Consider the following 24,760-nt stretch of genomic DNA (forward strand, 5'->3'; position numbering starts at 1 on the left):
GCACGAACGACTGGCGGGGCGTTCGCCCCTGGATCGGCGATGTCGGTCGGCGATGTCGGTCGGCGTCGGGTTCGGATCAGGCGGACGGCTCGCTCTCGGTGACCGCAGGCTTGACCGCGGTCGCCGCTGCGGAATCACCGTTGTCGTCCCGATTGGCCGGGACCGCTGCTCGCTTGCGCTCCGCAGCAGCCTGCGCCCGCTTGTCCGGGGCGAGCACCATGGTCATGTTGCGGCCGTCGAGCTTCGGGTAGACCTCAACCCGAGCCAGATGAGCCACATGCTCGGCCACGTCATCCAGGATCCGCTTGCCCAGCTCGGGGTGCTGCATCTCCCGCCCCCGAAACATGATGGTGACCTTCACCTTGTGACCCTCGCTGAGGAAGCGCTCGATCTGCCGGGTCTTGGTCTCGAAGTCCGCCTGGCCGATCTTCGGCCGGTACTTCATCTCCTTGACCACCACGTTGGTGCTCTTGCGGCGTGACTCCTTGGCCCGCTGAGCCGCCTCGTACTTGTACTTGCCGTAGTCCATGATCCGGCAGACGGGCGGGATCGCCTTGTCGGCCACCTCCACCAGGTCCAATCCGAGATCGCGGGCCATGGCCAGTGCCTCCGGCAGGGGCTTGATCCCCACCTGGCTCCCGTCGGGTGCGACGAGGCGCACCTCCCGGGCTCGGATGCGGTCGTTGATCCTGGGCTCGCTGCTGGCGGTCGCTATCGCCGTTCACTCCTCGTCAATGCGCGTCGTCTCCTTGCGCTCGGTCAGTAGGTACGCCCGAAAATGACGAACGGGCGCCGGGAAGCCGACGCCCGAACCCGGGTGAGACGTCGACGTCTCACCCATCGTGGGAATCGACCCGGCGCACTCGGCGAGCCGGTGGCCGGGTGGGGACACCTCGGTGAGGCACCCCGCTTTCCTTCGGTTGCAGGGCCCTAGAGTACCAGGGAGGTCCGGTGACGGCGACCCCTGGCAGGCGCCCGCCGACCTTTCGCCCGCACCCACCCACCCGACCCTCGATCGGAGCCTCGATGAGCCTGTGGACCCCCGGTGGAGAAGTACCCGTGAACCCTGGCCGCGCCGAGCAACGCCGGCGGCCGCCCCAGGAGGGCCGCGGGGAGGGTGTCGCCGGGCTGGTGGGGGGGCCCGACCTCGACCATCTCAGCCCGGAGGAGCGGGCGAAAGCCGAGGAGATGATCGCCCAGATGGCCGAGGTGCAGCGCCAGATCGTGGCCGCGCCAGCCGCGCAGGTGGTCGCCAACCACATCGCTGGCTTCTACGAGCTCGCGATGCTCCACCTCGCCCAGGAGCGACCGAAGTTCGAGGAGGCACAGCTGGCGATCGACGCCATGGCCGGTGTCCTCGACGCGGTCGGTGACCGGCTGGGCGAGAACGGCCCAGCGCTGCGGCAGGCCCTCACCCAGGCCCAGATGGTCTTCGTGCAGGTCCGCCAGGAGGCCTCCGACGGGACACCGGCCTGACGCCGAACACGGTCACGCGATCTGCCGGCCCATCCGGTTGTCATCCCCGCAGGTCGCGCCGCTCGAACGCCACCACTGCAGCACCCAGGAACACGACGGCGGTGCCTGCCAGCACCACGACCCGCCACAGCGGTAGGCCATTGACCAACGGGTTCTCCCCAGTGGCGTAGAAGAAGGGCGAGATCCACTTGAATGGACCCAGCCACGACACGACCGGGGCCAGCGACCCCACCAGGTAGGTGGCGGCAGCCGATCCGCCGCCAACCGCGATGGCCAGCGATCGCGACCCACTCGCGGCACCAGCGGCGAGCGCGATCAGCCCGAACAACACGCCGAGCAGGACCTGCCCGAGACTCGACGCCGTCACATGGCGCAAAGGCACGTCGACCTCGAACGCCCGACCCACGCCGAAGGTGACCAGGTAGATGACCGCGGCCAGGACCACCACCTCGGCCACCAGCACGAGCGCTTTCTGCAGCACCACGCTGGCCCGGGTGACTGGGTAGGAGAGCACCAGGTCGAGCGTGCCTCGCTCCTCCTCGCCGGCGAGGGTGGCTGCCGCGAACCCGATCGCCAGGATGGTCAGCAGCAACGGTGCGACCAGCGCGAAGAGCTGGCTGTTCAGATAGTCCGCGGCGGAAGCCAGGTCGAAGGTCGTTTCGCCCCCCGCGAACAGCGCCAACAACTCCGGCGGGTAGTCCTGGAGGATCCGGTTGATGTCCTGTTGACCCTTCATCGCCGGGAACGCCGCCACGATCGCCAGGCAGTAGAGCACCGAACCGAGCACCCACCAGAACCGGCCTCGGCGCCGGTCCCGAAAGGCCCGATGGGCCACCGCGAGTCGCGGCCCGGCCATCAGCGCTCCTCCCCCGGCTCTTGGCGGTAGTACTCGAGGAAGATCTCCTCCAGATCGGCAGGCTGGCTCAAGAGGTCGACGACGGGGTAGCGGGCCGCCTCCTTGACGATCGCGTCCAGCGCCCCGCGCACGGAGAGCTTCACCACCGGTCCGTGCGCGGTCGCGTCCACCACCCCCTCGAGCCGGCGGAAAGCGCTCGAGTCCACGGGTCGAGCGAACGTGATCTCAACATGCCGGAGGGCGCGCCGGCGGAGCGTCTCCACCGCCTCGACCGCGACCAACCGACCGTCGCGAACGATGCCCACCCTGCCGGCCACCCGTTGGACCTCGTCGAGATCATGGGAGGAGAGGAAGACCGTCCTGCCAGAGGCCGCGATCTCCTGCACCAGGCGGAGGAACTCGTCCTGCACCAGCGGGTCCAGCCCAGAGGTCGGCTCGTCGAGGATGAGCAGCTCGGGCCCATGCATCATGGCCTGCACCAGACCGATCTTCTGGCGGTTGCCCTTGGACAGGTCGCGAATGGGCCGGTCGAGCTCGACCCCGAAACGCTCGGTGAGGGCACCGAGGGCACCAGGGTCGATCCCCCCACGCAACCTGGCGAGCCATGCCAGATGCTCCCGCCCCGTCAACCGCTCGTAGAGCGCCAGCTCCCCGGTCAGGTAGCCCACCCGCCGCTTGATCGCCACCGAGTCGCGGCGGCTGTCCATCCCGAGCAGCGTGGCCCTGCCACTGGTCGGGCGCTGGAGGTCGAGCAGGGTGCGGATCGTCGTGGTCTTCCCTGCCCCGTTCGGCCCGAGGAAGCCAAAGACCTCCCCTCGCTCCACCCGCAGATCGATCGCCACGATGCCCCGAACCCGGCCATAGGACTTCGTCAAGGCAAAAGTCTCAATCGCCGGCCCCACACCGGCCTCTGTCCCCGAGCTCATCGCGCTGTCGGCGGGGCGGCACCACCGACCGGCTCGATCTCGGCCGCCTCCCACTCACCTCGGTGACCGGCGACGACCACGAAGCACACACTGGCGCCGACCTCGATCCTGCGGCTGCCGTCCACGATGGCCGTGCAGTGGAACGCATGCTCGGCGCCGGAGTCGGCCCTCACCGTGCCCACCCCGCGCTGCTCGTCGAAGGCGACGACCCGACCCAAGGGCATGTCAGTGCACGATCTTCGAGATCGGAAGCTCGATGATGTCGGTGGCGCCAGCGTCCCGCAGGGCGGGGATCAAGACGTTGATGGTGGCTTTGGGTACCACCGTTTCCACCGCGTAGCCCGCGCCCGCGTAGAGCTCGTTGACCGTCGGCGACTTCATGGCCGGGAGCAGGTCGATGACCCGGTCGAGCTGCTCCGCCTTCACGTTGAGCTTCACCAGCACCTTGCCCCTCGCCTCGAGCACTCCTTCGAGCAGGGTTTGCAGCTGCCGCATGGCGTGCTGTTTGTCTGGGTCCCCGTAGGACGCCGGGTTGGCGATCAGCTCCGTGTAGGACAGCAGGATGGTGTCGATGATCTTCAGCCCGGCCGCCCGCAGTGCACGGCCGGTCTCGGTGATGTCGACGATGCAATCGACGATGTCGGGCACCTTGGCCTCCGTGGCGCCATACGAGAGCCGGATGTCGGCGTCGATGCCCTTCTCCTCGAAGAAGCGCCGGGTGAGCTGCGGGTACTCGCTCGAGACCCGCACCCCCTGGGGCAGATCAGCCACGTGCTCGTATGGTGAATCGGCCGGGACCGCGACCACGATGCGGACCGGGTTGTCCGTCGCCTTCGAGTAGTGCAGCTCACCGAGCGAGACCACCTCGCTGGCCGTCTCCTCCACCCAGTCACGACCGGTGATGCCCAGGTCGAACAGGCCCTCAGCCACGTAGCACGGGATCTCCTGGGGACGCAGGATCCGCACCTCGTCGATGCGCGGATCGACGATGTCGGCCCGGTAGGTGACGACCGAATCACGCCGCACACGCAGATCGGCCGCCTCGAACAGCTCGAGCGTGGCCTTCTCGAGCGAGCCCTTCGGCAGGACGAGCTTCAGCATGGCGCAACCGTACCGCCCCACCGTCAGCGGCTCGGCACGCGTTCCCTATGCTGGGCCGGATGCAGCACATCGAACGGCATCGCAGTCATCGGGCCGGCTGGCTGCGGGCGGCGGTGCTCGGCGCCAACGACGGCATCGTGTCGACCGCGAGCCTCGTGCTGGGGGTGGCCGCGGCCGACACCGAGCGGGCGCTCGTGCTCACGGCGGGGATGGCGGGCCTGGTCGCCGGCGCCCTCTCCATGGCCGTCGGTGAATACGTGTCAGTCAGCTCGCAGCGCGACATGGAGCGGGCGGACATCGCCAAGGAGATGCAGGAGCTGGCCACCACCCCCGAGCGTGAGCTCGCGGAGCTCGTCGCCATCTACCGCCACAAGGGCCTCTCGCCGGGGCTCGCCCAGCAGGTGGCCGAGGAGCTCTCGAGGGGCGACGTGCTCGAGGTGCACCTGCGTGAGGAGCTGGGCATCACCGAGGAGACCCGGGCCCGGCCGCTGCAAGCAGCGAGCGTGTCGGCAGGCTCCTTCGCGGCAGGCGCGGCCCTACCGCTCTTGGCGATCGCCGTCGCCTCGGCGTCGACCCGGCTGATGCTCACCATCGTGACCGCTCTCATCGCGCTCGGCCTGCTCGGTGCGCTCGGCGCGCGCCTGGGCGGGGCGCCGCCGGGCCGGGCCACCGTCCGGGTGCTCGCCGGCGGCGCGGGCGCCATGGCCCTCACCATGCTGATCGGCCGCGCCTTCGGCGCTGCGGTGGCCTGAGCGCGCGCCCTCAACCCTTCCGGAGCCGGCGCAGCACGTCGACCATCTCGATGGCCGTCTTCGCGGCTTCCTCGCCCTTGTTGTCGTGCTCCCCGGACCGTTCCAGCGCCTGCTCGAGATTCTCGGTGGTCAAAACCCCGAACACGATCGGCACCCCGGTCTCGAGCTGCGCCTGCTGGATGCCGTACGCGCACGGCCCGGCCACATAGTCGAAATGCGCGGTGTCCCCACGGATCACCGCACCCAGGGTGATCACCGCGTCGTATTCACCCGACGCCGCCATCGTCTTCGCCCCCAGCGGGATCTCGAAGGCGCCCGGCACCCAGGCAACAGTGACATCCTGCTCGGAGACCCCGTGGACCGCGAGGCCGTTGCTCGCGCCATCGAGCAGGCGGGTCGTGATGAGGTCGTTGAACCGCCCGCACACCAGCCCGATGCGCATCCCCCGGCCGTCGACGGCGCCTTGCACCGAGCTCCCGGCTCGGAAGTTAGAGGACATCGTCGAGCCCCTCGAGGAGGTGCCCCATGCGCTCCCGTTTGGTGCGCAGGTAGGCGATGTTCTCCGGGTTGGGTGCTGACTGCAGCGGGACCCGCTCGACGATCTCCAAGCCGAACCCCTCGATGCCTCCGTACTTGGCGGGGTTGTTGGTCATGTAGCGCATGGTGGTGATGCCGAGGTCCACGAGGATCTGGGCGCCGATACCGTACTCGCGGCTGTCCACGGGGAGGCCCAGCTCGATGTTGGCATCGACCGTGTCGCGCCCCTGGTCCTGCAAGCTGTAGGCCCGGATCTTGTGCCCGATGCCGATGCCCCGGCCTTCGTGACCCCGGAGGTAGACCAGCACCCCGAGCCCTTCCTCGGCGATCTTGCGCATGGCTTGGTCGAGCTGGATGCCGCAGTCGCAGCGCAGTGAGCCGAACACGTCGCCCGTCAGGCATTCGCTGTGCACCCGGACCAGGACGTTGTCCTGACCCTGCACCGCACCTTTCACCAGGGCGACGTGCTGCTCCCCGTCGAGCACCGACTCGTACACGTAGCAGGTGAACTCGCCCCACTCGGTGGGGATGCGAGCCTCGGCGACCCGCTTGACCAGCTTCTCGTTCTGGCGCCGGTAACGGATCAGCTCCGCGATCGAGATCATCAGCAGGCTGTGCTCCCGGCAGAACTCGACCAGGTCCGGCACCCGGGCCATCGTGCCGTCGTCGTTGACGATCTCGCAGAGGACACCGGCGGGGTACAGACCGGCCATGCGAGCCAGATCGACCGCCGCCTCCGTGTGGCCGGCGCGCTTGAGCGTCCCGCCTTCCGCGTACCGGAGAGGGAAGATGTGGCCGGGGCGGGCGAGATCGCCAGGTCGGGTGGCGGGGTCGATGAGAGCCTTGATGGTGGCAGCACGATCCGCGGCAGAGATGCCCGTCGAGGTCCCGTGCCGGTAGTCAACGCTGTAGGTGAACGCGGTGCGCTGCGCCTCCGTGTTCGAGTGATCGCGGACCATCAGGGGGATGTCCAGCTCGTCGAGGCGCTCGCCGGTCAGCGGTACGCAGATCACCCCTGAGGTGTGCCGCACGAAGAACGCGATCTTCTCCGGAGTGGCGAACTCGGCCGCCATGATCAGGTCGCCCTCGTTCTCCCGATCCTCGTCGTCGACCACGACGACGATCTCCCCCCGGGAGATGGCGGCCACCGCTTCCGGGATGGTGGCGAAGGCCTCGGTGTGCCCCGATCGGGATGTCGCGGGATGCCCTTCCGGAGCCTCAGCGGGCCCGTCGAGCGGGTCGTGGATCATCGCCCGTCCTTCTCTGCGACCTCGTGGCTGGCGGTGACCTCGCCGACCTTCGCCGTCGCCTTCATGGCGTCGAGCTGGGCGGCGAGGAGCCGTTCCGTGTATTTCGCGATCACGTCGACCTCCAGGTTGACCCGAGCTCCCGGGCCCTTGCGCCCCAGTGTGGTGACCGCGGCGGTGTGTGGGATGACCGCCACGGTGAACCCGTCGTCGAGCACCTCCACCACCGTGAGGCTCACACCATCCACGGTCACCGAGCCCTTCTCGACCACGTACTGGAGCAGATGGGCCGGCATCCGCACCCGGAGATCGGGCGCCGGCTCCACCACCTCGCAGACCGCATCGACGTGGCCCTGGACCAGGTGGCCGCCCAGGCGGTCCTGGAGGCGCACGGGTCGCTCGAGGTTCACCGGATCGCCCTCCCGCAGCTCGCCGAGGTTGGTGCGCCGGTCGGTCTCCTCGCTGACCTCGGCCCGCCACCAGCCGTCGCCGATCTCAACCGCGGTGAGGCAGCATCCGTTCACCGCGATGGAGTCACCGAGGCCGGTGCCTGCGAGAACCTCCCGGGCCCGGATCCGCAGGTCGGGGCCGTTCCGGTCGATCACAGTGCCGAGCTCCTCGACGATACCGGTGAACATTCAGCGCCCTCCCACCGAGCCGATGGTCTCCGCCGTCGAGCGACGGCGGGGCTCGAGGTCGATCCGCAGGTCGTCCCCGAGCCGACAGAGGTTCACGACGTCTCCCCGCCACAGGTGCTCGATGCTCGCCACGCCCGGACCACGGAACAGTCCCGGGGCATCGTCACCGCCCATCAGCGCGGGCGCCAGGTAGAACACGTACCGGTCGACGAGACCAGCCGTGTGGAACTGGTGGGCGACCTGTGCCCCGCCCTCGACGAGCAGCTGCAACACGCCCCGGGCGCCGAGCTCGGCCAGGACCGCGTCGAGGTCGCCTCCGAGTTCCAGCGCGGGATGCACCTTCGCCCCCGCCGGTGCCTGGCCGAGCACGACCCGCAGGGGGTCGACCCCATCGGCTTCCCCGGCGGGAAGCCGCACGGTGAGCGAGGGGTCGTCCGCCCGGACCGTGCCTGCGCCCACCAGCACCGCGTCGCTGTCCGCTCGGAGGCGGTGGGCATCCTCCCGGGCGATCGGCCCGGTGATCCACTGGCTGGAGCCATCCGGCGCCGCCGTGCGGCCGTCGATCGTGGCCGCCAGCTTCAAGATCACGAACGGGCGTCCGGTGCGCCGATGGTGCAGGTACGGGCGGAGCTGCTCGCGGACGAAGACCTCGCCCACACCGACCTGCACCTCGATGCCGGCATCAGCCAGCCGAGCCAGGCCCCGACCGGACACCCGCGGGTCGGGGTCCTCGATGGCCACGACCACCCGGCTGATCCCCGCGGCGATCACCGCGTCCGCACACGGGGGGGTGCGGCCGTGGTGCGAGCACGGCTCGAGGGTGCAGAACAGCGTGGCCCCCTTCGCCGCGCTCCCAGCGGCCCGCAGGGCCACGATCTCGGCGTGCGGTCCGTCGCGGCCCTGGGTCGCCCCCACGATGCCCGGTCCGTCGGGGTCATCCGCAGGGACCACCACCGCGCCGACCCAGGGACGGGGAGCGACCCGGCGCCGGACACCGGCAGCCGCATCGAAGGCCTGGCGCATGCGCTCCTCGTCGGTCACACCCAACCTTGCAGACTCCGTGTCGGTACGGCTCCTGGCCCGGGCGCGCGCGACGAGCGCCGCGCCCTCGCTCCCATCCGGACTCTCACCGTCGGCCCCGGGATTCCACCGGGTCGGCCCGGCCACCTGGGTAACCGGGTTCGCGGGCTCTCACCGCCGGTCGGGACTTCCACCCGACCCCGCGAGGGGCACCCGACACTGTAGGCCAGGCACCGGTCGCGGACAACAACGATCGGCGTCAAGATCGACCAGCGGGCTCAGTGGCCCGCAGACTCCCCGGCCAGGAGGCGAAGGGCGTGCGGGAGCACGTCCAGGACCGCCTCCAGGCACTCGAGCGCCCCGCTCGCCGACCCGGGCAGGTTGAGGATCAGCGCCCGACCGCGGGTGCCAGCCCGGCCCCGGGAAAGCCGCCCGAGCGGGTTGGCGGCCCGCATGGCCTCGGCCAGACCCGGCGCCTCCCGGTCGAGCACCACCAGGGTGCCCTCCGGCGTGAGATCGCGTGGGCCGAAACCCGTACCGCCTGTCGTGACGATGAGCCCGGCGAAGCCTTCCGCCAGCTCGGCCAGCGCCTCCCCCACCTCCTCACGGCCGTCCGGCACCACCCGCTGCTCGACCACCTGGTAGCCCTCGACACGGAGGCGCTCGACGAGCGCGGGGCCGGACCGGTCCTCACGGGAGCCGGCGACCACGCCATCGCTGATCGTGAGCACCTTGGCCTGCAAGGTCTCGCGGTGGTTCTCGCCGTCGCTCCCCGACTGACCCATAGCGCCAGAGCATGTCAGAGGGGAACCCGCACGCGGAGCAGGAACATGCCGTCGGTGCCCGCTGCCTGTGGGAGGACCATCGCCCCGCGACCGTGCGGGACCCACGGGTCTCCCGGGGGTGGCAGCGCCGCGAGCCGGGGATGGGTGGTGCGGAGATGCTCGTCGACGTCGATGGTCTCGGCCCGGGTGAGGGTGCAGACGCTGTAGACCAGCACACCGCCGGGTCGCAGCAGCGGCACCGCGGCGTCGACGAGCTGCCGCTGGAGGGCCGCCAGTTCCGGTATCTGCTCCGACTGGATCCGCCATCGGGCGTCTGGCCGCCGGCGCAGCGTCCCCAACCCGCTGCAGGGGGCATCGATCAGGATGCGGTCGAACGGCGAGCCGGCGAAGGGAGGGCGACGACCGTCGGCGACGGCCACCACGACGCGGTCCAGGTGCAGATCCATGGCGTTGCGGGCCACCAGCGCCGCCCGACCGAACCTCGAGTCCACCGCGACCACGAACGCGCCAGCCCGGGCCATCGCCGTGGCCTTGCCACCGGGTGCGGCGGCGACGTCGAGGATCCGCTCACCCGGCTCGGCCTCCACCGCCTCGGCCACCCACTGCGAGGCGAGGTCCTGCACGTAGCCGTCGGCCCGTCTGGTCACGGTCGCCGCCTGGTTCATCGCGGCCAGCGCGCCATCCGCCCGCTCGGGACCGAGGTCGGCCCGGAGCCGCTCGACGATCCAGTCCGGGTAGCTGAGGCGCGTCGGGTCATCGGGCCAGGAGACCGGCGTACCCGCCACGCGGCGCAACACCGCGTTCAGCAGACCGCGGAGCTTGCGCGGCGCAGCCTCCACGGTCGCGGCCACGGCCGCGTGGGGGGGTGTGCCGAGGAACACGAGCTGGTAGGCGCCGAGCCGGAGCCAGGCCCGCGCCGCCGGATCCGGATCCCGAGCCAGGAAGCGGTCCACCAGCCAGTCACAGGCCCGCCGCATCCGGGTGACCCCGTACACCAGCTCGGTGACGAAGCGGCGGTCGCGCTCGTCGAGGTCACTGCGCTCCAGCAGCGACGGCAGGAGGAGGTTCGCGTAGGCGCCGCTCTCCTCGATGCGGCGCAGCGCCTCGACCGCCAGCCTCCGAGCCGCCACGCCCGGGGCGGCCCCGACTCTGCCCACCATCAGGTCCCGTCGCCGAGGCGCTCGCCGGGCCGAGGGCGGACGCCGTTGCGCCAGCTGCGGGCGTCGATCCGGGACCGGCCCTCGGGCTGCACCTCCACCAGCTCGAGCAGGCCTCGGCCGGTCACCACCGAGGTCCCCATCAGCTCACCGGGCCGGAGCCCGGCGCCACCCGGGTCCCCTCCCGGCTGGCCGGCCGAGGCGTCGACCAGGCGGGTGCGCCAGATCTTCAGCCGCTTCCCCCGGAACGAGGTGTACGCCCCGCCGACCCGCACGATGCGATGCAGCTCGGCGGCGGAGCGGGTCCAGTCCAGGCGCAGCTCCTCCGGCCGGAGCTTCTCCGCATAGGTGGGTTCCCCCACCTGTGGCACCGGTTCGCCCAAACCCGACACCAGAGCGTTCAGCAGCATGGTGACACCCGCGGCCACCAGCCGATCCCGCAACTCGGCCGCGGTGTCGTCAGGACCGATGGGCACCTCCGTGCGGGCGTACACGCCGCCGGTGTCGAGCCCCTCCTCCACCCGCATGAGGCACACCCCGGTGACCTCGTCGCCGGCCAGGATCGCCCGCTCGAGCGGGGCGGCGCCGCGCCATCGGGGCAGGAGCGAGAAGTGCAGGTTCACCATCGGCAGGCGCTCCAGCACCGCAGTGGGGATCAGTCGCCCGTAGGCCACCACCACCCCGAGGTCGGCGCCCACTTCGAGGGCCTCTTCGAGGCGATCGGTCACGGGAAGGCCGAGATCGAGTGCCGCGGCCTTCACCGGGCTTGGGTGGAGCCCGCCACCGCGGCCACGGCGCTTGTCAGCCCGGGACACCACCAGGGCGATCTCATGTCCCGCGTCGTGCAGCGCTCGCAGGGGCGGTACCGCCAGGGCAGGCGTCCCGAGATACACCACCCGGCGCGGATGGCGGGGAGCAGGCGCAAGCACGGGCCCCCACCGGCCCTCAGGGAAGGGTCAGCCCACCGACTGCTGGCTGGCGCGCGCCGGACGGCTGCGGGTCGCGCCATCGCAGCTCGCGGATCGCTCGCTTGGCCTGCTTGCGCTGGTCCGCATCGAGGTGCTCGATCATCAACACTCCGTCGAGGTGGTCGAGCTCGTGCTGGAACAGCCGCGCCTGGAGCTCATCGGCTTCGATGTGGACCTCGTTGCCATCCAGATCGAGACCGACGAGCAGGATCTCCTTCGGGCGGACGATGTCGAAGTAGAGGCCAGGGATCGACAGGCAGCCCTCCTGGAAGACCCACTCACCGCTCGACTCCCGGATCTCCGGGTTGATCAGCACCCCCGGCTCGCCGTCGTGGTCGTAGACGAAGAGTCGCTTCTGCACGCCGACCTGCGGCGCGGCGAGACCGATGCCCGGCGCCTCGTACATGGTCTCCAGCATGTCCTCGGCCAGCCGCGCGATCTTGCCGTCGATGTCGTCAACCTCCGCTGCCCGTTGGGTGAGCACGGGGTCGCCGATGACCCGGATCGGATACGCCACATCTCCAGGCTACCGCCGGACCGCTACCGTCGACGCGGTGCAGGGCACACCCCGTGGCCACTACTTCGACCCCCGACCTGCTGCTCGCCACCAGCGGCGCACCGTGTCGTTGATCTTGCCGGACGTGAGCATGGAGCTGGTCACGGACCGGGGTCTGTTCTCCCCGGACCGGATCGATCCGGGCACCAGCTTCCTGCTCGCCGACGGGCCACCCATTCCTGTCCAGGCGACCGACCTGCTCGACCTCGGCTGCGGCTACGGCCCCATCGCGGCGACCCTCGCCCGGCGGGCCCCGGGCGCGACCGTCTGGGCTGTGGACGTCAACGAGCGGGCACGCCAGCTCTGCCGGGAGAACGTGGAGCGCCTCGGCCTGCCCGACGTCCGGGTCGTCGAACCGGAGGAGGTACCTGCCGATGTGCGCTTCGACGCGGTCTGGTCCAATCCCCCGATCCGGATCGGCAAGCAGGCCCTCCACGATCTGCTGCTCGGGTGGCTCGCACGGATCCGGGCCGGCGGGGAGCTGGTGCTGGTGGTCCACAAGCACCTCGGTGCCGACTCGCTGCATCGTTGGCTGGCGGAGCACGGCCATCCCACCGAACGACTGGGGTCGCGTGGCGGCTACCGGCTCCTGCGAACCGTCGTCGGCAGAGCCCAACCGTGAGCCGGAACCTCTCGCCCACGGAGCTCAAGCGCCTCCACCGGTCGTGGCGGCACCGCACGACCGCGAGGTTGGCGCTGGTGCTCGACGGTGTGCAGAACCCGTTCAACGTCGGTGGCATCCTGCGGTCGGCCGCCGCGTACGGCGTGGACCACCTCTGGATGGCGGGGCCGTCGGTCCAGCCCGATCATCCCAAGGTGCACAAGACGGCCCTCGGCTCCCAGCGTTACCTGCGCTGGTCCTCCGCAGTCGACGGGCAGGAGGCGATCCGGGCCGCCCGCGCCGATGGCTACCACGTGGTCGGGCTCGAGCTCGCCGAGGGGGCATCACCCCTGCACACAGTCCCGCTCGAGGGCGACGTGTGCTTCGTGGTCGGCCATGAGGACCGGGGGCTCAGCCACGCTGCCTCGGAAGCCTGCGATCGCCTGGCCTACCTGCCGCTGGTCGGCAAGATCGCTTCCCTGAACGTGGGCACCGCCGCGACCATCGCCCTCTACGAGGCCCGCCGCCAGCACTGGACCGCGGCATCGTCCTGAACCTCGACCCATCCGACCTGGCCTGTCAAACGCGTGCCAGAGCACGCGCTCGACCTGCCAGAACGGTCGTGGGGGTCAGAGGCGCAGGGGGTCGACCTCGATCCGCAGGCGCCCGGCGGGACGTGGGGTGGCGGCCAGCGCATCCAGCAGCGGCCGGTGATCCGGGGCCCGCAGCAGCCAGCGCCCCTCGCTCGGGCCGAGGATCTCGACCCCGAGCGGCTGGTCGAACGCCTCCATGAAGGCTGGCGCGCTCGGCCCCGACACGACCGCCATCGCGGTGACGGGCGGGAAGCCGAGTGCCCGCCGGCGGGCGGCCTCGGCCTCGGACACCCGAGTGGGATCGCCGTGCAGTGCGGCCTCGATCACCTCATGGCGGGGCATGCGGGTCTGCACCAGGACCCGCCCCCCGGATCCCCGCCCGCCGACCAGGCGGGCCGCCAGCACGAGCAGCGACAGTGCTTCCTCGGCCGCGCGGTAGCGGGGGGCGAGCAGCTCCTGGTCGAAATCGAGGAAGGCCACCAGCGCGGCGGTGTCGATCTGGTGCAACACCGCTTCGGTCCCCACGAAGACCCTGGCGTCCGGGAGGCTGCGACCAGCCGTCGACGCGGTCACCTCCACCACGGGTTCACGCACCAGTGCCTCCAGCTCCTCGCGGACCCGGGACACGCCAGCCCGCAGGTTCCTGAACGCCCCGGCGCTGCAAGACAGACACACCGCCGGCCGGCGGGACCCGCACTGGTTGCACACCAGCTCGCCCCACTCGTCCTGCACCACCGCGGCCCGGCACCGCTCGCAGGTCGCGATCGCCCCGCACGAGGCGCAGGCCAGCAGGCGGGAGCGCCCCTTGCGATTCAGGACGCACACCACCCGGCCTGCGTCCGGCAGGACTCGCACGAAGCGCTCGGAGAACAGACTGCGCCGGGCCGGATCCTCCTCCCGCCGGTCGACCACGTCGAGCACCGGCCAGCCAGCCCGCTCGGTGGCCCGGGACGGACACAGCACGGTCCCCATCGCCTGCGCTTCAAGCGTGGGCGCGGGTGACACAAGCACGCACGGGACCCCCGCCCGACGGGCCCGCTCGACCGCCACGTCCCGGGCGTGCCAGGTGGGAGCCTGTTCCTGCTGCCAACTTTCCTCGTGCTCGTCCATCACCACCACCGCCGACAGGCTCACGACCGGCGCCCACGCGGCGCCCCGAGTGCCCACGACCGTGGCACCGGCCCGGGCACGGGCCCACTCGTGAGGCATCACTGCCACCGGCACACCCGCCCGCCGGAGTCGCAACCCGAGATGACGGGCAGTCGACGCGGCGGGTACGAGGATCAGGGCGTGGCCAGTGCCCGCGGCGGCCAGGGCCACCGGGTAGAGGTCGGTGGCTGGTGGCAGGCGCAACACCGTCAGCCCTCCCCCAGCCCGCAGCGCCTCACCGACCAGCTCGTCGGTGACCGCCGGGAGCAGGTGACCGGCCGGGTGGGGGGCGGGGAGATGCGGCACCGCCCGCTCCGGCGACGCGGTGCGCAGGAACGACGCCGGGCGGCCTGCCCATCGCCAGGCGGCCCAGCGGGCGAGCTGGATCAGCTCGGGCTGGGGGCCCCAGCCGGTGACCTTCGCGAGCGGTTTCAGCGCCAGTCCAGGGGGAGGCTCGACGTCGTCGGCGACCACCCAGCCACCGACCCGGCGCCCGTGCAGCACGATCCGCACCATCGTGCCGACGCGCACCTGGTCCTCGACCGGTTCGGGGACCAGGTAGTCGAAGGTCTTATCGATCGCCGGGACGTCGGGCAGCACCCGTACCACCCGGGCCACGGCTGGCGAGGGCGGAGGTCAGAGACCGAGCGCCGACCGCAGGTCGCTCACCCGGTTCGTCTGCTCCCAGGTGAACTCCTCCCCTGTCCGGCCGAAGTGCCCGTAGGCCGCGGTCCGGCGGAAGATGGGGCGGCGCAGGTCCAGGTCGCGGATGATGGCGGCCGGCCGCAGGTCGAACACCTCCTGCACCGCGTCGCTGATCTTGGCCGGGTCGACGGCTTCGGTCCCGAAGGTGTCGACCATGACCGAGATGGGTCGGGCCATCCCGATCGCGTACGCCACCTGGATCTCGCAGCGGCGGGCCGCGCCGGAGGCCACGACGTTCTTCGCCACCCACCGAGCCGCATACGCCGCCGACCGGTCGACCTTCGACGGGTCCTTGCCCGAGAACGCGCCCCCACCGTGGCGGGCCATGCCACCGTAGGTGTCGACGATGATCTTGCGACCGGTGAGGCCGGCGTCGCCGACCGGCCCACCGATGACGAAGCGGCCGGTCGGGTTGACGTGGACCGCGTAGTCGTCGTCGGCGAACTGCGGAGGGATCACCGGGCGGATCACGTGCTCAATGAGATCGGGCTTGATCACCTCGTCGCGGTCGACGCCGTCGTTGTGCTGGGTCGAGATGAGCACGGTCCGCAAACGCCTGGGCTTGCCGTCAACGTACTCAAAGGTGACCTGGGTCTTGCCGTCGGGACGCAGGTACGGGACAGTGCCAGCCTTGCGAACCTCCGCCAAGCGCTCCGCCATGCGGTGCGCGAGGTGGATGGGCAGGGGCATCAGCACATCGGTCTCGTCGCAGGCGTAGCCGAACATCATCCCCTGGTCGCCCGCGCCCTGCTTGTTGAGGAGGTCCTCGCCGCTGATCCCGCTGCGGACCTCCTCGGAGTCGTCGACACCCTGCGCGATGTCAGGCGACTGCTCGTCGAGGGCGACCATCACCCCGACCGTCGAGCCGTCGTAACCGTAGGACTCCCGGTTGTAGCCGATGTCGTTGATGGTCGAACGCACGATGCCGGGGATGTCGACCCAGGCTCTGGTGGTGATCTCACCCGCCACGATCGCCAGTCCGGTGGTCACCAGCGTCTCGCAGGCCACCCGGCTCTGCGGATCCTCCTCCAGCAACGCGTCGAGGATGGCGTCCGAGATCTGGTCGGCCATCTTGTCGGGATGACCCTCGGTGACGGACTCCGAGGTGAAGGTCCAGCTGGTCACGGAACGCTCCTGTTCTGGGCCGGCCCCAGCGAGAGGCGGCGGCGGTGGGTCACGGTCAAGGGTTCTCCGAGGGCCGGGGCGGGCGAGCCACCCGCACCGCCACGACCGCGTCGAGCACGGCTCGGGCGACCGAGCGCTTGTCGGTCAGCGCTCCATCATGCTCGATCCCGGCAGCCGAGAGGATCACCACCTGGTTGGTGTCGTGCTCGAACCCGGCTCCCGGTGCAGAGACGTCGTTGGCCACGATGAGGTCGAGACCCTTGCGCACCAGCTTGTCCCGGGCGTTGGCCAGCACGTCGTCCGTCTCGGCGGCGAACCCCACCAGGATCTGGCCCTCCGGCTTGCGTTGACCGAGGTCGACCAGGAAGTCGTGCGTGGGCTCGAGCACGATCCGCGGCGGTTCGGCCCCCTTCTTGATCTTGCGGGGCGCGACCTCGGCGGGCCGGAAGTCGGCCACCGCGGCGGCCATCACGATCACGTCCTGGTCGGCAGCTCGGGGCATGACCGCGGCCTCCATGTCGGCTGCGCTCGCGACCCGGACCACCTCTGCCCCGGGAGGCGCAGGCCGGTCGGTGGTGGTGACGAGGGTGACCTTGGCGCCCCGGGCAGCCGCCTCCGCGGCGATGGCATGGCCTTGCTTCCCTGACGAGCGGTTGGTGATCACCCGCACCGGATCGATGGCCTCACGAGTCCCGCCGGCGGTGACGAGCACCCGCCAGCCTTCCATGTCTTTCGGCGCCAACACCCGCTCGACCGCATCCACGATCGCCTCGGGCTCCGCCAGCCGCCCCACTCCGACGTCGCCACCGGCCAGCCGACCCTCTGCGGGCGGCACGATGGTGACCCCCCGCTGCGCGAGCACGGCCAGGTTGTGCTGGACCGCGGCGTGCTCCCACATCTCGGTGTGCATCGCCGGGCAGACCACCACGGGAGCCCGGGTGGCGAGCAAGGTGGCGGTCAGCAGGTCGTCGGAGATGCCGGCCGCGTAGGCACCGATCAGCCGGGCGGTGGCCGGGCAGACGAGGATGAGGTCCGCCATCTGGCCCAGACGGGTGTGCGGGATGGGGTCTCGCTCGTCCCACAGGGAGGTCTGGGCTGGCTCGGACGCCAGCGCCGAGAAGGTGGTCTCACCGATGAACCGGGTCGCTCCCTCGGTGAGGACGGGGGCGACGTGCGCGCCCGCGTCGACCAGCCGGCGGCAGACCTCGACAGCCTTGTAGGCCGCGATGCCGCCGGTGACGCCGAGGACGATGGTGCGCCCGGCCAGCATGTCGGGACCAGGAGGGCGACCCCGCCTACTCGGCGGGTGCGGCCTCGGCATCGGTCTCGGTCTCGTCAGGCAGGGGCTCGGCCGTGATCTTGTCCGCGGCGATCTCCTCGAAGGCGATGGACAGCGGCTTCCGGGCAACCGAGGTGACCTGCGGTGGGATGCTCGCGCCGAGCCCCTCGCCCAGGTGACCGAAGTACGAATTGATCTGCCGAGCGCGCAACGCCGCCAAGGTGACGAGCTTGAACTTCGAGTCGACCTTGGACATGAGGTCCTCGATGTGAGGGTTCATCATGGAGTCGTGGACCTGCGCCATGGCGTCTCCCGTTCGTGCAGGCGGGCGTAGAGCGACTGATGATCCTAGCAGCAGGCGCCGCATCCGGGCTCCGTGCCCGGGGGCGGTGATCACGGCATCGGGTCCGGCCGGTGACCCGCCCGGGCCTGGCGGATCAGTTCCTCGAGCCGGTCCACGGTGTCCTCGAGGCGGTCGTTGACCACCTCGATCGCCCCTAAGCGCCGGGCGACGGCGATCTCCTCGCCGGCCTTGGCCAGCCGACGCTCGACCTGCTCGGGCGAGTCACCACGCCCGGTCAGCCGAGCCGCCTGCTCCTCGGGGGAAGGGGCGACCAGCAACACCAGCAGGGCCTCCGGCGAGCGGGCCCGCACCTGCTCCGCCCCCTGCACGTCGATCTCGAGCAGCAGGTCGTGGCCCGCAGGCAGCTCGTCGGGCACCGGTGTGCCGTAGAGATGGCCGAGGAACTCGGCGTGTTCGAGGAACCCGCCCTCGGCCACCCGGCGCCGGAAGGTGGGTTCGTCCACGAAGACGTAGGCATCGGCGGGCTCGCCGGGCCGGCGCGGGCGGGTCGTCCAGGACCGGCTCAGCCAGAGCGCTGGGTCGCGCTCGACGAGCTTGCGCACCACGGTGCCCTTGCCGACGCCGCCGGGGCCCGAGACGACGATGATCATGGCGCGGCCGTGAGGATCAGGCGCCGAAGGTCTCGATCAGCGCCTCGCGCTGTTTGTCGCCGAGGCCACGCACCCGACGGGACTCATTGATGCCGACGTGCTCCATGGTGCGGCGCGCCTTGACCTTCCCGACCCCGGGGAGCGACTCCAGGACCGCGAGCACCTTCATCTTTCCGATGGTCTCGTCGTGTTCCGCCTGTGCGAGCACCTCGCGAAGGGTGATCGAGCCCATCTTGAGCTTCTCCTTGAGCTCGGCCCGGGCGCGCCGCACCTCGGCTGCCTTGGCCAGCGCGGCCTGCCGTTGTTCATCGGAGAGTGACGGTGGGAGCGGCATGGGAGCGACCCTAGCGCGATGCACCCGCCACCTCTGCGGCGATCGCCGCCGCGGTGGCGGGCGGGTCGTCCGCCTGGGTCACGGTCCGCCCGATCACGAGGAGATCCGCGCCGGCGGCGATCGCCTGGCTGGGCGTGGCCGAGCGAACCTGGTCGTGCGCGGGCGTGCCGGCGAGGCGGATCCCGGGAACGACCGCCTTCAGGCGGGGGGCCAGCTCCTTGGCGTCATGGACGTCGCTCGCCGCGCAGACGATCCCCCCGCACCCCGCCTCGACCGCCAGCGCGATGCGGTGCGGGACCACGTGCGGCGGGGCCGAGTCGTCACTGGTCAGTACCGTCACGGCCAGCGCGTCCGGGGCCGGCAGGCCTGCGGCCGCAGCTCCTTCGTGCAGGCCTTCGACCCCGGCACGCAGCATGGGGACGTCGCCCCGGGCATGCAGGGTCAGGTAGCGGGCGCCGAGGGATCCGAGCACCCGGGCCGCCTTGTGGACGGTGGTCGGGATGTCGAGCAGCTTGAGGTCGACGAAGACCTCGAAGCCCGCGTCGGCCAGGCTCCCGATGGCCTCCGGTCCCGCGGCGCTGTACAGCTCGAGGCCGATCTTGGCCACGCCGAACCAGGGCCGCAGGAGCTGACCGAGGCGCTGGGCCTCGACCAGGTCGTCGACGTCGAGAGCCAGGGCGAGGCGTGCCCGCGCCTGGTCGTTGGGACCCTCGGGCTTCAGGTCAGCTCCCATGTGCTCCTCCGATCAGCTCTCGTACTGCCCTCACCCCGTGCTGTTGGCACCACGCCGCCAGCTCCGCCAGGACCGATCCCGGCGCTCGCGGATCGGCGAAGGTCGACGTGCCCACCTGCACCGCCGAGGCGCCGGCCAGGAGCAGCTCGACGGCATCGGTGCCCGTCGCCACCCCACCCACACCGACGATCGGCAGATCCGGCATCGCGGCATGCACGTCGTAGACGGCGCGGACGGCCACGGGGTGGATGGCTGGCCCGGAGAGCCCTCCCCCACCACCGCCCAACCGGGGCCGCCGGGTCTCGGGGTCGATGCTCATGGCGGGCAGGGTGTTGATGAGGGTCACCGCCTCGGCGCCGGCCTCGCGCACGGCCGCCGCGATCGGCACCAGGCTGGTCACGTTGGCGGTGAGCTTGGCCCACCGGGGACGGCCGCACGCTCCGCTGGCCCGCACCGCGGCCGCGGCCGCCGAGGCGCTCTGGGCGAACATCTCGGTGCCTGCGGGCGGAGCCCCGCCCGGGTGGCTGTGCAGATTCGGGCAGGACAGGTTGACCTCCACGGCCACCACCTCGGGTGGCGCGTACGCCAAAGCCTCTGCTGCTGCCGCGTAGTCCTCGACCGTGCGTCCCCAGATGCTGGCCACGACGTTGGCACCGGTCGCGAGCAATGCAGGCAGCTCGCAGGCCAGCCACTGCGCCACGCCGGGGCCCTGGAGACCCACGCTGTTGATCATGCCCGCCGTGGTCTCGTGCACCCGCGGCGGGGGGTTGCCACGCCAGGGGTCGGCCGACAGCGACTTCACCACCACCGCCCCCAACGTCGCCAGGTCGACGTAGCTCGCCAGCTCGTCACCGTGCCCGGCGGTGCCCGATGCGGTCATCACCGGGTTGGGCAGCGCCACCGATCCTACCGTGGTGGACAGATCCACCGACCGGGCGCCGGCCTCCCGGCCCGATGGAGCTCGTCGCCTCCAGCCGGGAAGGCTCATCGCAGCTCGGTGACGGTGAGTCGGGTCATAGGGGCAGACTCAGCTGGTCGTCCGCGGAACCCCGGTGGTATTCCTGCAGACTGCGGACCCGCACCTCGTGGTGAGTCCAGTCGGCGATGCCGTTGGCCGCCGCCAGGCCCGCTGCTCCGGTGGTCAGCAGTGGCACCCCGTGTGCCCCCGCCGCGGCCCGGATGTGGGCACCGTCGGCCCGGGGCCCGCGACCGCGAGGGCTGTTGATCACCAGGTCCACCTTGCCGCTGGCGATCAGCTCGACGGCGTCGTGACCGTTCGGCTCGCCGAGCTTCGCCACCACCGTCGACACCTCGATGCCGTGCTCCTCCAGGAACGCCGCGGTACCCGACGTGGCCGCGATCGAGAACCCCATCTCACCGAAGCGCTCGGCGGCACGTACCCCGACGGGCTTGTCGCGGTCCGCGAGCGAGAGGAACACCGTGCCCCGCTCGGGCAACCGGGTCCCGGCCGCGAGTTGGCTCTTGACGAAGGCCAGGCCGAACGTGGCGTCGATGCCCATGACCTCGCCGGTCGAGCGCATCTCCGGCCCGAGCACGGCGTCGACCTCCGGGAACCGGCTCCAGGGAAGCACCGCTTCCTTGACTGCGAAATGACCGCCGGGAGCGGGGTCGGCGAGCAGGCCCTCCTGCCGCAGCTCGTCCAGCGTCGCGCCGAGCATGATCCGGGCGGCGATCTTGGCCAGTGGCACACCGGTGGCCTTGGCCACGAAGGGCACGGTGCGCGATGCCCGCGGGTTGGCCTCGATGACGAACACCTGGTTGGCTTTCACCGCGTACTGGATGTTGATCAGCCCACGGACATCGAGCGCGTCGGCGATCCGCGCGGTGTAGTCCTCGAGGACCGCGAGAGTCTCGGCCGACAGCGAATGCGGGGGCAGCGTGCAGGCGCTGTCCCCGCTATGGACGCCAGCTTCCTCCACGTGCTCCATCACCCCGCCGATGAGAAAGCCTCCGGCGTGGTCCCGCACGGCGTCAACGTCAACTTCGGTGGCGTCTTCGAGGAAGCGGTCGACGAGCACGGGCCGCTCGGCCGACAGGCCACCCTCCCGGCCGAGGCTGCCGAAGCCCGCCAGCTCCTCCATCGCCCGCCGCAGCCCGTCGTCGTCGTAGACGATCTCCATGGCCCGGCCGCCCAGCACGTAGGAGGGCCGGACCAGCACCGGGTAGCCCACGCGCTCCACGACCGCGAGCGCCTGGTCGAAGGAGGTGGCCGTCCCACCCGCCGGCTGCGGGATCTCGAGCTGCGCGCACAGGGCGTTCCAGCGCTCCCGGTCCTCCGCCACGTCGATGGACGCCGGGCTGGTACCACGAACAAGCTCGGGAGGGAGGGTGTTCGCCAGCTTGAGCGGGGTCTGCCCACCGAGGCTCACCACCACGCCCACCGGCCGCTCGGCCTCGATCACGTTCATGACGTCCTCGTGGGTGAGCGGCTCGAAGTACAGGCGGTCGCTGGTGTCGTAATCGGTGGAGACCGTCTCGGGGTTGCAGTTCACCATGATGGTCTCGTAGCCGGCGTCGCGGAGAGCGAAGCTGGCGTGCACGCAGCAGTAGTCGAACTCGATGCCCTGACCGATGCGATTGGGACCGGACCCGAGGATCATCACCTTGGGCCGGTCGCTGTCGCGAACCTCGTCCTCGTCCTCGTAGGTGGAGTAGTGGTACGGGGTGTCGGCAGCGAACTCCGCCCCGCAGGTGTCGACGGTCTTGAACGTCGGTCGCACCCCGAGGGCGAGGCGGCGGGCCCGCACCTGCGCCTCTTCCACCCCCCACAGGTAGGCGAGCTGCGCGTCGGAGAAGCCGAGTCGCTTCGCCCGGCGCCAGCCCGCCTTCGTCAGGGCCTCGAACCCGACCTGTGCCAGGTGGGCTCGCTCCTCCACGATGAGCAGCATCTGGTCGAGGAACCAGGGGTCCACCTTGGTCGCCTCGTGCACCCGCTCGACGCTGACCCCCCGGCGCAGCAGCGCCTCGAGCTGGAAGGGCCGGTCGGGGGTGGCGATCGCCGCCTGCTCGAGCAGCTCCGCCTCGCTGAGCGCGTCGAGGAGCCGCTCCGCCGGGTCGCAGTTCAGCCCGAAACGCCCCTGCTCGAGCGAGCGCAGCCCCTTCTGGAGAGACTCGGGAAACGTACGGCCGATCGCCATGGCTTCGCCCACCGACTGCATCTGGGTGCCCAGCACGCCGGGGACGTCGGGGAACTTCTCGAACGCCCAGCGCGGAATCTTCGTGACCACGTAGTCGATGGTGGGCTCGAAGCTGGCGGGCGTCTTGCGGGTGATGTCGTTGGGGATCTCGTCGAGCGTGTAGCCCACCGCCAGCCGGGCGGCGATCTTGGCGATCGGGAAGCCAGTGGCTTTTGAGGCCAGCGCCGAGGATCGGCTCACCCGAGGGTTCATCTCGATGATGACCATGTCGCCGTTGGCGGGGTCGAGGGCGAACTGCACGTTCGAACCGCCGGTCTCCACTCCCACCCGGCGGATGCAGGCGAACGCGGCGTCCCGCATGGCCTGGTACTCCACGTCGGAAAGCGTCTGGGCGGGCGCGACCGTGATCGAGTCACCGGTGTGCACGCCCATCGGGTCGAGATTCTCGATCGAGCAGACGATGATGCAGTTGTCGGCCTTGTCGCGCACGACCTCCATCTCGAACTCTTTCCAGCCGACGAGCGACTCCTCGATGAGCAGCTCGTGCGTGGGCGAGGCCTCCAGCCCGCGCTTGCAGATGGTCTCGAACTCTTCCGGGTTGTAGGCGATGCCGCCCCCCGTGCCGCCCAGCGTGAAACTGGGCCGGATCACGCACGGAAAACCCACCGTGCGCTGCACGGCCCAGGCCTCCTCCATGCTGTGGGCGATGCCGGAGCGGGCCGACTCCAGCCCGATGCGCGTCATCGCCTCCTTGAATTTCAGCCGGTCTTCGGCCTTGTCGATCGCCTCCGGGCTGGCGCCGATCAGCTCGCACTTGTACTTGTGCAACACACCGTTGCGCCACAGGTCGAGCGCGCAGTTGAGCGCCGTCTGCCCGCCCATCGTCGGCAGGATCGCGTCCGGCCGCTCCTTGGCGATGACTTTTTCGACGGTTTGCCAGGTGATCGGCTCGATATAGACCGCATCGGCCGTGGCCGGGTCGGTCATGATCGTCGCCGGGTTGCTGTTGATCAGAATGACGCGGTAGCCCTCCTGGCGCAGCGCCTTGCACGCCTGCACGCCGGAGTAGTCGAATTCACACGCCTGGCCGATGACGATGGGCCCGGCGCCGATGATCAGAATGCTGCGAAGGTCGGTACGCTTGGGCATGGCATCACTTTCCGGCATCGGCCATCAGGGCCGTGAAGCGGTCGAACAGGTACGCGATATCGTGGGGTCCGGGCGACGCCTCGGGGTGCCCCTGGAAGCCGAACGCCGGGCGATCGGTGCGCGCGATCCCCTGCAGCGAGCCGTCAAAGAGGCTCACGTGCGTCGCGCGCAACGTCGCGGGCAGGCTGTCGGCGTCCACCGCAAAGCCGTGGTTCTGGCTGGTGATGCTCACGCGGCCGCTGTCGAGGTCCTTGACCGGGTGGTTGGCGCCGTGATGGCCGAATTTCATTTTGTACGTGCGCGCGCCGCTGGCCAGCGCCATGATCTGGTGTCCGAGGCAGATACCAAACGTCGGCACGCCGCGCTCGATGATCGTGGCCGCCGCGCGGATGGCGTAGTCACACGGCTCGGGGTCGCCCGGGCCGTTGGACAGAAACACCCCATCGGGCCGCAACGCCAGCACATCGGCCGCCGGGGTTTGCGCCGGCACCACCGTCACGCGACAGCCGCGCTCGGCCAGCATGCGCAGGATATTGCGCTTGACCCCGAAGTCGTACGCGACGACGTGAAAACGTGGGTTCGTCAGGCGGCCGTAACCGCGCGTGCCGTCCTCGCGCTGCAACCGCCACTCGGTCTCGGTCCACTCGTACGCGGTGGGCGTGGTGACCACGCGCGCCAGATCGAGCCCGGCCATGCGGGGGGCGGAACGCGCGGCCTCCACCGCCTGCGCGCGCACCGCGTCCGTCACCGCCTCACCCACCGCGAGGGCGATGATGGCACCGTTTTGGGCGCCGTGCTCTCGCAGGCGCCGCGTCAGCGCGCGCGTGTCGATCCCGGCGATCGCGACGATGCCCTGCCCGCGTAGGTAGTCCCCTAACGGCTGTTCGGCACGGAAATTGGAGTGAAGGGCGGGCAGGTCTTTGATGATCAGGCCGGCGGCTTGCACTGCGCCGGATTCGGT

The 24,760-nt window shown here is 70.7% G+C and carries 27 protein-coding genes and 1 riboswitch; of the genes, 4 read left to right on the plus strand and 23 right to left on the minus strand.

The window, feature by feature from the left end; genetic code table 11:
- Nucleotides 1-76: 76 nt before the first annotated feature.
- Complete coding sequence (gene infC, locus V7004_RS03715; protein WP_334142330.1) at nt 77-715, minus strand: translation initiation factor IF-3; 639 nt, start codon at nt 713-715, stop codon at nt 77-79.
- A 311-nt stretch (nt 716-1,026) separates the two neighbouring features.
- Between infC and V7004_RS03720 the strand changes: the two genes are divergently transcribed.
- Complete coding sequence (locus V7004_RS03720) at nt 1,027-1,476, plus strand: hypothetical protein (protein ID WP_334142304.1); 450 nt, start codon at nt 1,027-1,029, stop codon at nt 1,474-1,476.
- 40 nt (nt 1,477-1,516) lie between these two features.
- Here V7004_RS03720 and V7004_RS03725 read toward each other — a convergent pair whose 3' ends face one another.
- The 4 genes from V7004_RS03725 to hisG are packed head-to-tail and all read right to left on the minus strand — an operon-like array spanning nt 1,517 to nt 4,359.
- Nucleotides 1,517-2,332 (minus strand): ABC transporter permease subunit, encoded by an 816-nt coding sequence (locus tag V7004_RS03725; RefSeq protein ID WP_334142305.1) that lies wholly within the window; start codon nt 2,330-2,332, stop codon nt 1,517-1,519.
- Nucleotides 2,332-3,207: an ABC transporter ATP-binding protein gene (locus V7004_RS03730; RefSeq protein WP_334142306.1), complete on the minus strand. Its 876-nt coding sequence runs from the start codon at nt 3,205-3,207 to the stop codon at nt 2,332-2,334. Before V7004_RS03730 ends, V7004_RS03725 begins: the two co-directional genes overlap by 1 nt.
- Before the next feature lie 47 nt (nt 3,208-3,254).
- Nucleotides 3,255-3,482: a hypothetical protein gene (locus tag V7004_RS03735; RefSeq protein WP_334142307.1), complete on the minus strand. Its 228-nt coding sequence runs from the start codon at nt 3,480-3,482 to the stop codon at nt 3,255-3,257.
- 1 nt (nt 3,483) lies between these two features.
- Nucleotides 3,484-4,359, minus strand: coding sequence for an ATP phosphoribosyltransferase (hisG, locus tag V7004_RS03740; protein WP_334142308.1), 876 nt, complete (start codon nt 4,357-4,359; stop codon nt 3,484-3,486).
- A gap of 47 nt (nt 4,360-4,406) precedes the next feature.
- On the opposite strand from hisG, the gene V7004_RS03745 reads away from it, so the two are divergent.
- On the plus strand, nt 4,407-5,111 hold the full coding sequence (locus V7004_RS03745) for a VIT1/CCC1 transporter family protein (RefSeq protein WP_442968004.1): 705 nt from the start codon (nt 4,407-4,409) through the stop codon (nt 5,109-5,111).
- Nucleotides 5,112-5,121: 10 nt separating this feature from the next.
- On the opposite strand, the gene ribH is transcribed toward V7004_RS03745, so the two are convergent.
- From ribH to def, 8 genes are all read right to left on the minus strand, one after another.
- Nucleotides 5,122-5,553 (minus strand): 6,7-dimethyl-8-ribityllumazine synthase, encoded by a 432-nt coding sequence (gene ribH / locus V7004_RS03750; RefSeq protein WP_442968006.1) that lies wholly within the window; start codon nt 5,551-5,553, stop codon nt 5,122-5,124.
- A gap of 46 nt (nt 5,554-5,599) precedes the next feature.
- Nucleotides 5,600-6,898: a bifunctional 3,4-dihydroxy-2-butanone-4-phosphate synthase/GTP cyclohydrolase II gene (locus V7004_RS03755; RefSeq protein ID WP_334142311.1), complete on the minus strand. Its 1,299-nt coding sequence runs from the start codon at nt 6,896-6,898 to the stop codon at nt 5,600-5,602.
- Nucleotides 6,895-7,533: a riboflavin synthase gene (locus V7004_RS03760; protein ID WP_334142312.1), complete on the minus strand. Its 639-nt coding sequence runs from the start codon at nt 7,531-7,533 to the stop codon at nt 6,895-6,897. Before V7004_RS03760 ends, V7004_RS03755 begins: the two co-directional genes overlap by 4 nt.
- A complete protein-coding gene (ribD, locus tag V7004_RS03765) occupies nt 7,534-8,574 on the minus strand; it encodes a bifunctional diaminohydroxyphosphoribosylaminopyrimidine deaminase/5-amino-6-(5-phosphoribosylamino)uracil reductase RibD (RefSeq protein WP_334142313.1) in 1,041 nt (346 codons plus the stop codon).
- A 61-nt stretch (nt 8,575-8,635) separates the two neighbouring features.
- A riboswitch (FMN riboswitch) is annotated at nt 8,636-8,765 on the minus strand.
- A 66-nt stretch (nt 8,766-8,831) separates the two neighbouring features.
- Nucleotides 8,832-9,338: a MogA/MoaB family molybdenum cofactor biosynthesis protein gene (locus V7004_RS03770; protein ID WP_334142314.1), complete on the minus strand. Its 507-nt coding sequence runs from the start codon at nt 9,336-9,338 to the stop codon at nt 8,832-8,834.
- 14 nt (nt 9,339-9,352) lie between these two features.
- A complete protein-coding gene (locus tag V7004_RS03775; protein ID WP_334142315.1) occupies nt 9,353-10,498 on the minus strand; it encodes a transcription antitermination factor NusB in 1,146 nt (381 codons plus the stop codon).
- Nucleotides 10,498-11,388 (minus strand): methionyl-tRNA formyltransferase, encoded by an 891-nt coding sequence (locus tag V7004_RS03780; protein ID WP_334142316.1) that lies wholly within the window; start codon nt 11,386-11,388, stop codon nt 10,498-10,500. Before V7004_RS03780 ends, V7004_RS03775 begins: the two co-directional genes overlap by 1 nt.
- Nucleotides 11,389-11,440: 52 nt before the next feature.
- Nucleotides 11,441-11,980, minus strand: a complete 540-nt coding sequence (def, locus tag V7004_RS03785) for a peptide deformylase (protein WP_334142317.1) — start codon at nt 11,978-11,980, stop codon at nt 11,441-11,443.
- A 37-nt stretch (nt 11,981-12,017) separates the two neighbouring features.
- Here def and V7004_RS03790 point away from each other — a divergent pair, with 37 nt between their 5' ends.
- Both V7004_RS03790 and V7004_RS03795 read left to right on the plus strand, forming a co-directional pair.
- Nucleotides 12,018-12,641 carry a class I SAM-dependent methyltransferase gene (locus V7004_RS03790; RefSeq protein ID WP_334142318.1) on the plus strand — a complete coding sequence of 208 codons (624 nt, stop codon included), beginning with the start codon at nt 12,018-12,020 and terminating at the stop codon, nt 12,639-12,641.
- On the plus strand, nt 12,638-13,174 hold the full coding sequence (locus V7004_RS03795; protein ID WP_334142319.1) for a TrmH family RNA methyltransferase: 537 nt from the start codon (nt 12,638-12,640) through the stop codon (nt 13,172-13,174). The genes V7004_RS03790 and V7004_RS03795 overlap by 4 nt, the downstream gene beginning before the upstream one ends.
- Before the next feature lie 75 nt (nt 13,175-13,249).
- Here V7004_RS03795 and V7004_RS03800 read toward each other — a convergent pair whose 3' ends face one another.
- The 10 genes from V7004_RS03800 to carA all read right to left on the minus strand — a co-directional run.
- The gene (locus V7004_RS03800) at nt 13,250-14,962 is read right to left on the minus strand and encodes a hypothetical protein (protein WP_334142320.1); all 1,713 of its coding nucleotides are present in this window, start codon (nt 14,960-14,962) and stop codon (nt 13,250-13,252) included.
- Between the two features lie 36 nt (nt 14,963-14,998).
- Nucleotides 14,999-16,192 carry a methionine adenosyltransferase gene (gene metK / locus V7004_RS03805; RefSeq protein ID WP_334142321.1) on the minus strand — a complete coding sequence of 398 codons (1,194 nt, stop codon included), beginning with the start codon at nt 16,190-16,192 and terminating at the stop codon, nt 14,999-15,001.
- Nucleotides 16,193-16,247: 55 nt separating this feature from the next.
- A complete protein-coding gene (gene coaBC / locus V7004_RS03810; RefSeq protein WP_334142322.1) occupies nt 16,248-17,462 on the minus strand; it encodes a bifunctional phosphopantothenoylcysteine decarboxylase/phosphopantothenate--cysteine ligase CoaBC in 1,215 nt (404 codons plus the stop codon).
- A 25-nt stretch (nt 17,463-17,487) separates the two neighbouring features.
- Nucleotides 17,488-17,775: a DNA-directed RNA polymerase subunit omega gene (rpoZ, locus tag V7004_RS03815; protein WP_334142323.1), complete on the minus strand. Its 288-nt coding sequence runs from the start codon at nt 17,773-17,775 to the stop codon at nt 17,488-17,490.
- Nucleotides 17,776-17,864: 89 nt separating this feature from the next.
- Nucleotides 17,865-18,425: a guanylate kinase gene (locus V7004_RS03820; protein ID WP_334142324.1), complete on the minus strand. Its 561-nt coding sequence runs from the start codon at nt 18,423-18,425 to the stop codon at nt 17,865-17,867.
- Nucleotides 18,426-18,441: 16 nt separating this feature from the next.
- Complete coding sequence (mihF, locus tag V7004_RS03825) at nt 18,442-18,759, minus strand: integration host factor, actinobacterial type (protein ID WP_334142325.1); 318 nt, start codon at nt 18,757-18,759, stop codon at nt 18,442-18,444.
- A 10-nt stretch (nt 18,760-18,769) separates the two neighbouring features.
- Nucleotides 18,770-19,492 (minus strand): orotidine-5'-phosphate decarboxylase, encoded by a 723-nt coding sequence (gene pyrF, locus V7004_RS03830; RefSeq protein WP_334142326.1) that lies wholly within the window; start codon nt 19,490-19,492, stop codon nt 18,770-18,772.
- Nucleotides 19,482-20,480 carry a dihydroorotate dehydrogenase gene (locus tag V7004_RS03835; RefSeq protein WP_334142327.1) on the minus strand — a complete coding sequence of 333 codons (999 nt, stop codon included), beginning with the start codon at nt 20,478-20,480 and terminating at the stop codon, nt 19,482-19,484. Before V7004_RS03835 ends, pyrF begins: the two co-directional genes overlap by 11 nt.
- 25 nt (nt 20,481-20,505) lie before the next feature.
- Nucleotides 20,506-23,799, minus strand: coding sequence for a carbamoyl-phosphate synthase large subunit (carB, locus tag V7004_RS03840; protein ID WP_334142328.1), 3,294 nt, complete (start codon nt 23,797-23,799; stop codon nt 20,506-20,508).
- Between the two features lie 4 nt (nt 23,800-23,803).
- Nucleotides 23,804-24,760 (minus strand): glutamine-hydrolyzing carbamoyl-phosphate synthase small subunit (carA, locus tag V7004_RS03845; protein ID WP_334142329.1); only part of this gene is annotated, 957 nt, incomplete at its 5' end.

Source organism: Rhabdothermincola sp. (assembly GCF_036846205.1).
GTDB lineage: Bacteria > Actinomycetota > Acidimicrobiia > Acidimicrobiales > Acidimicrobilacustridaceae > Rhabdothermincola.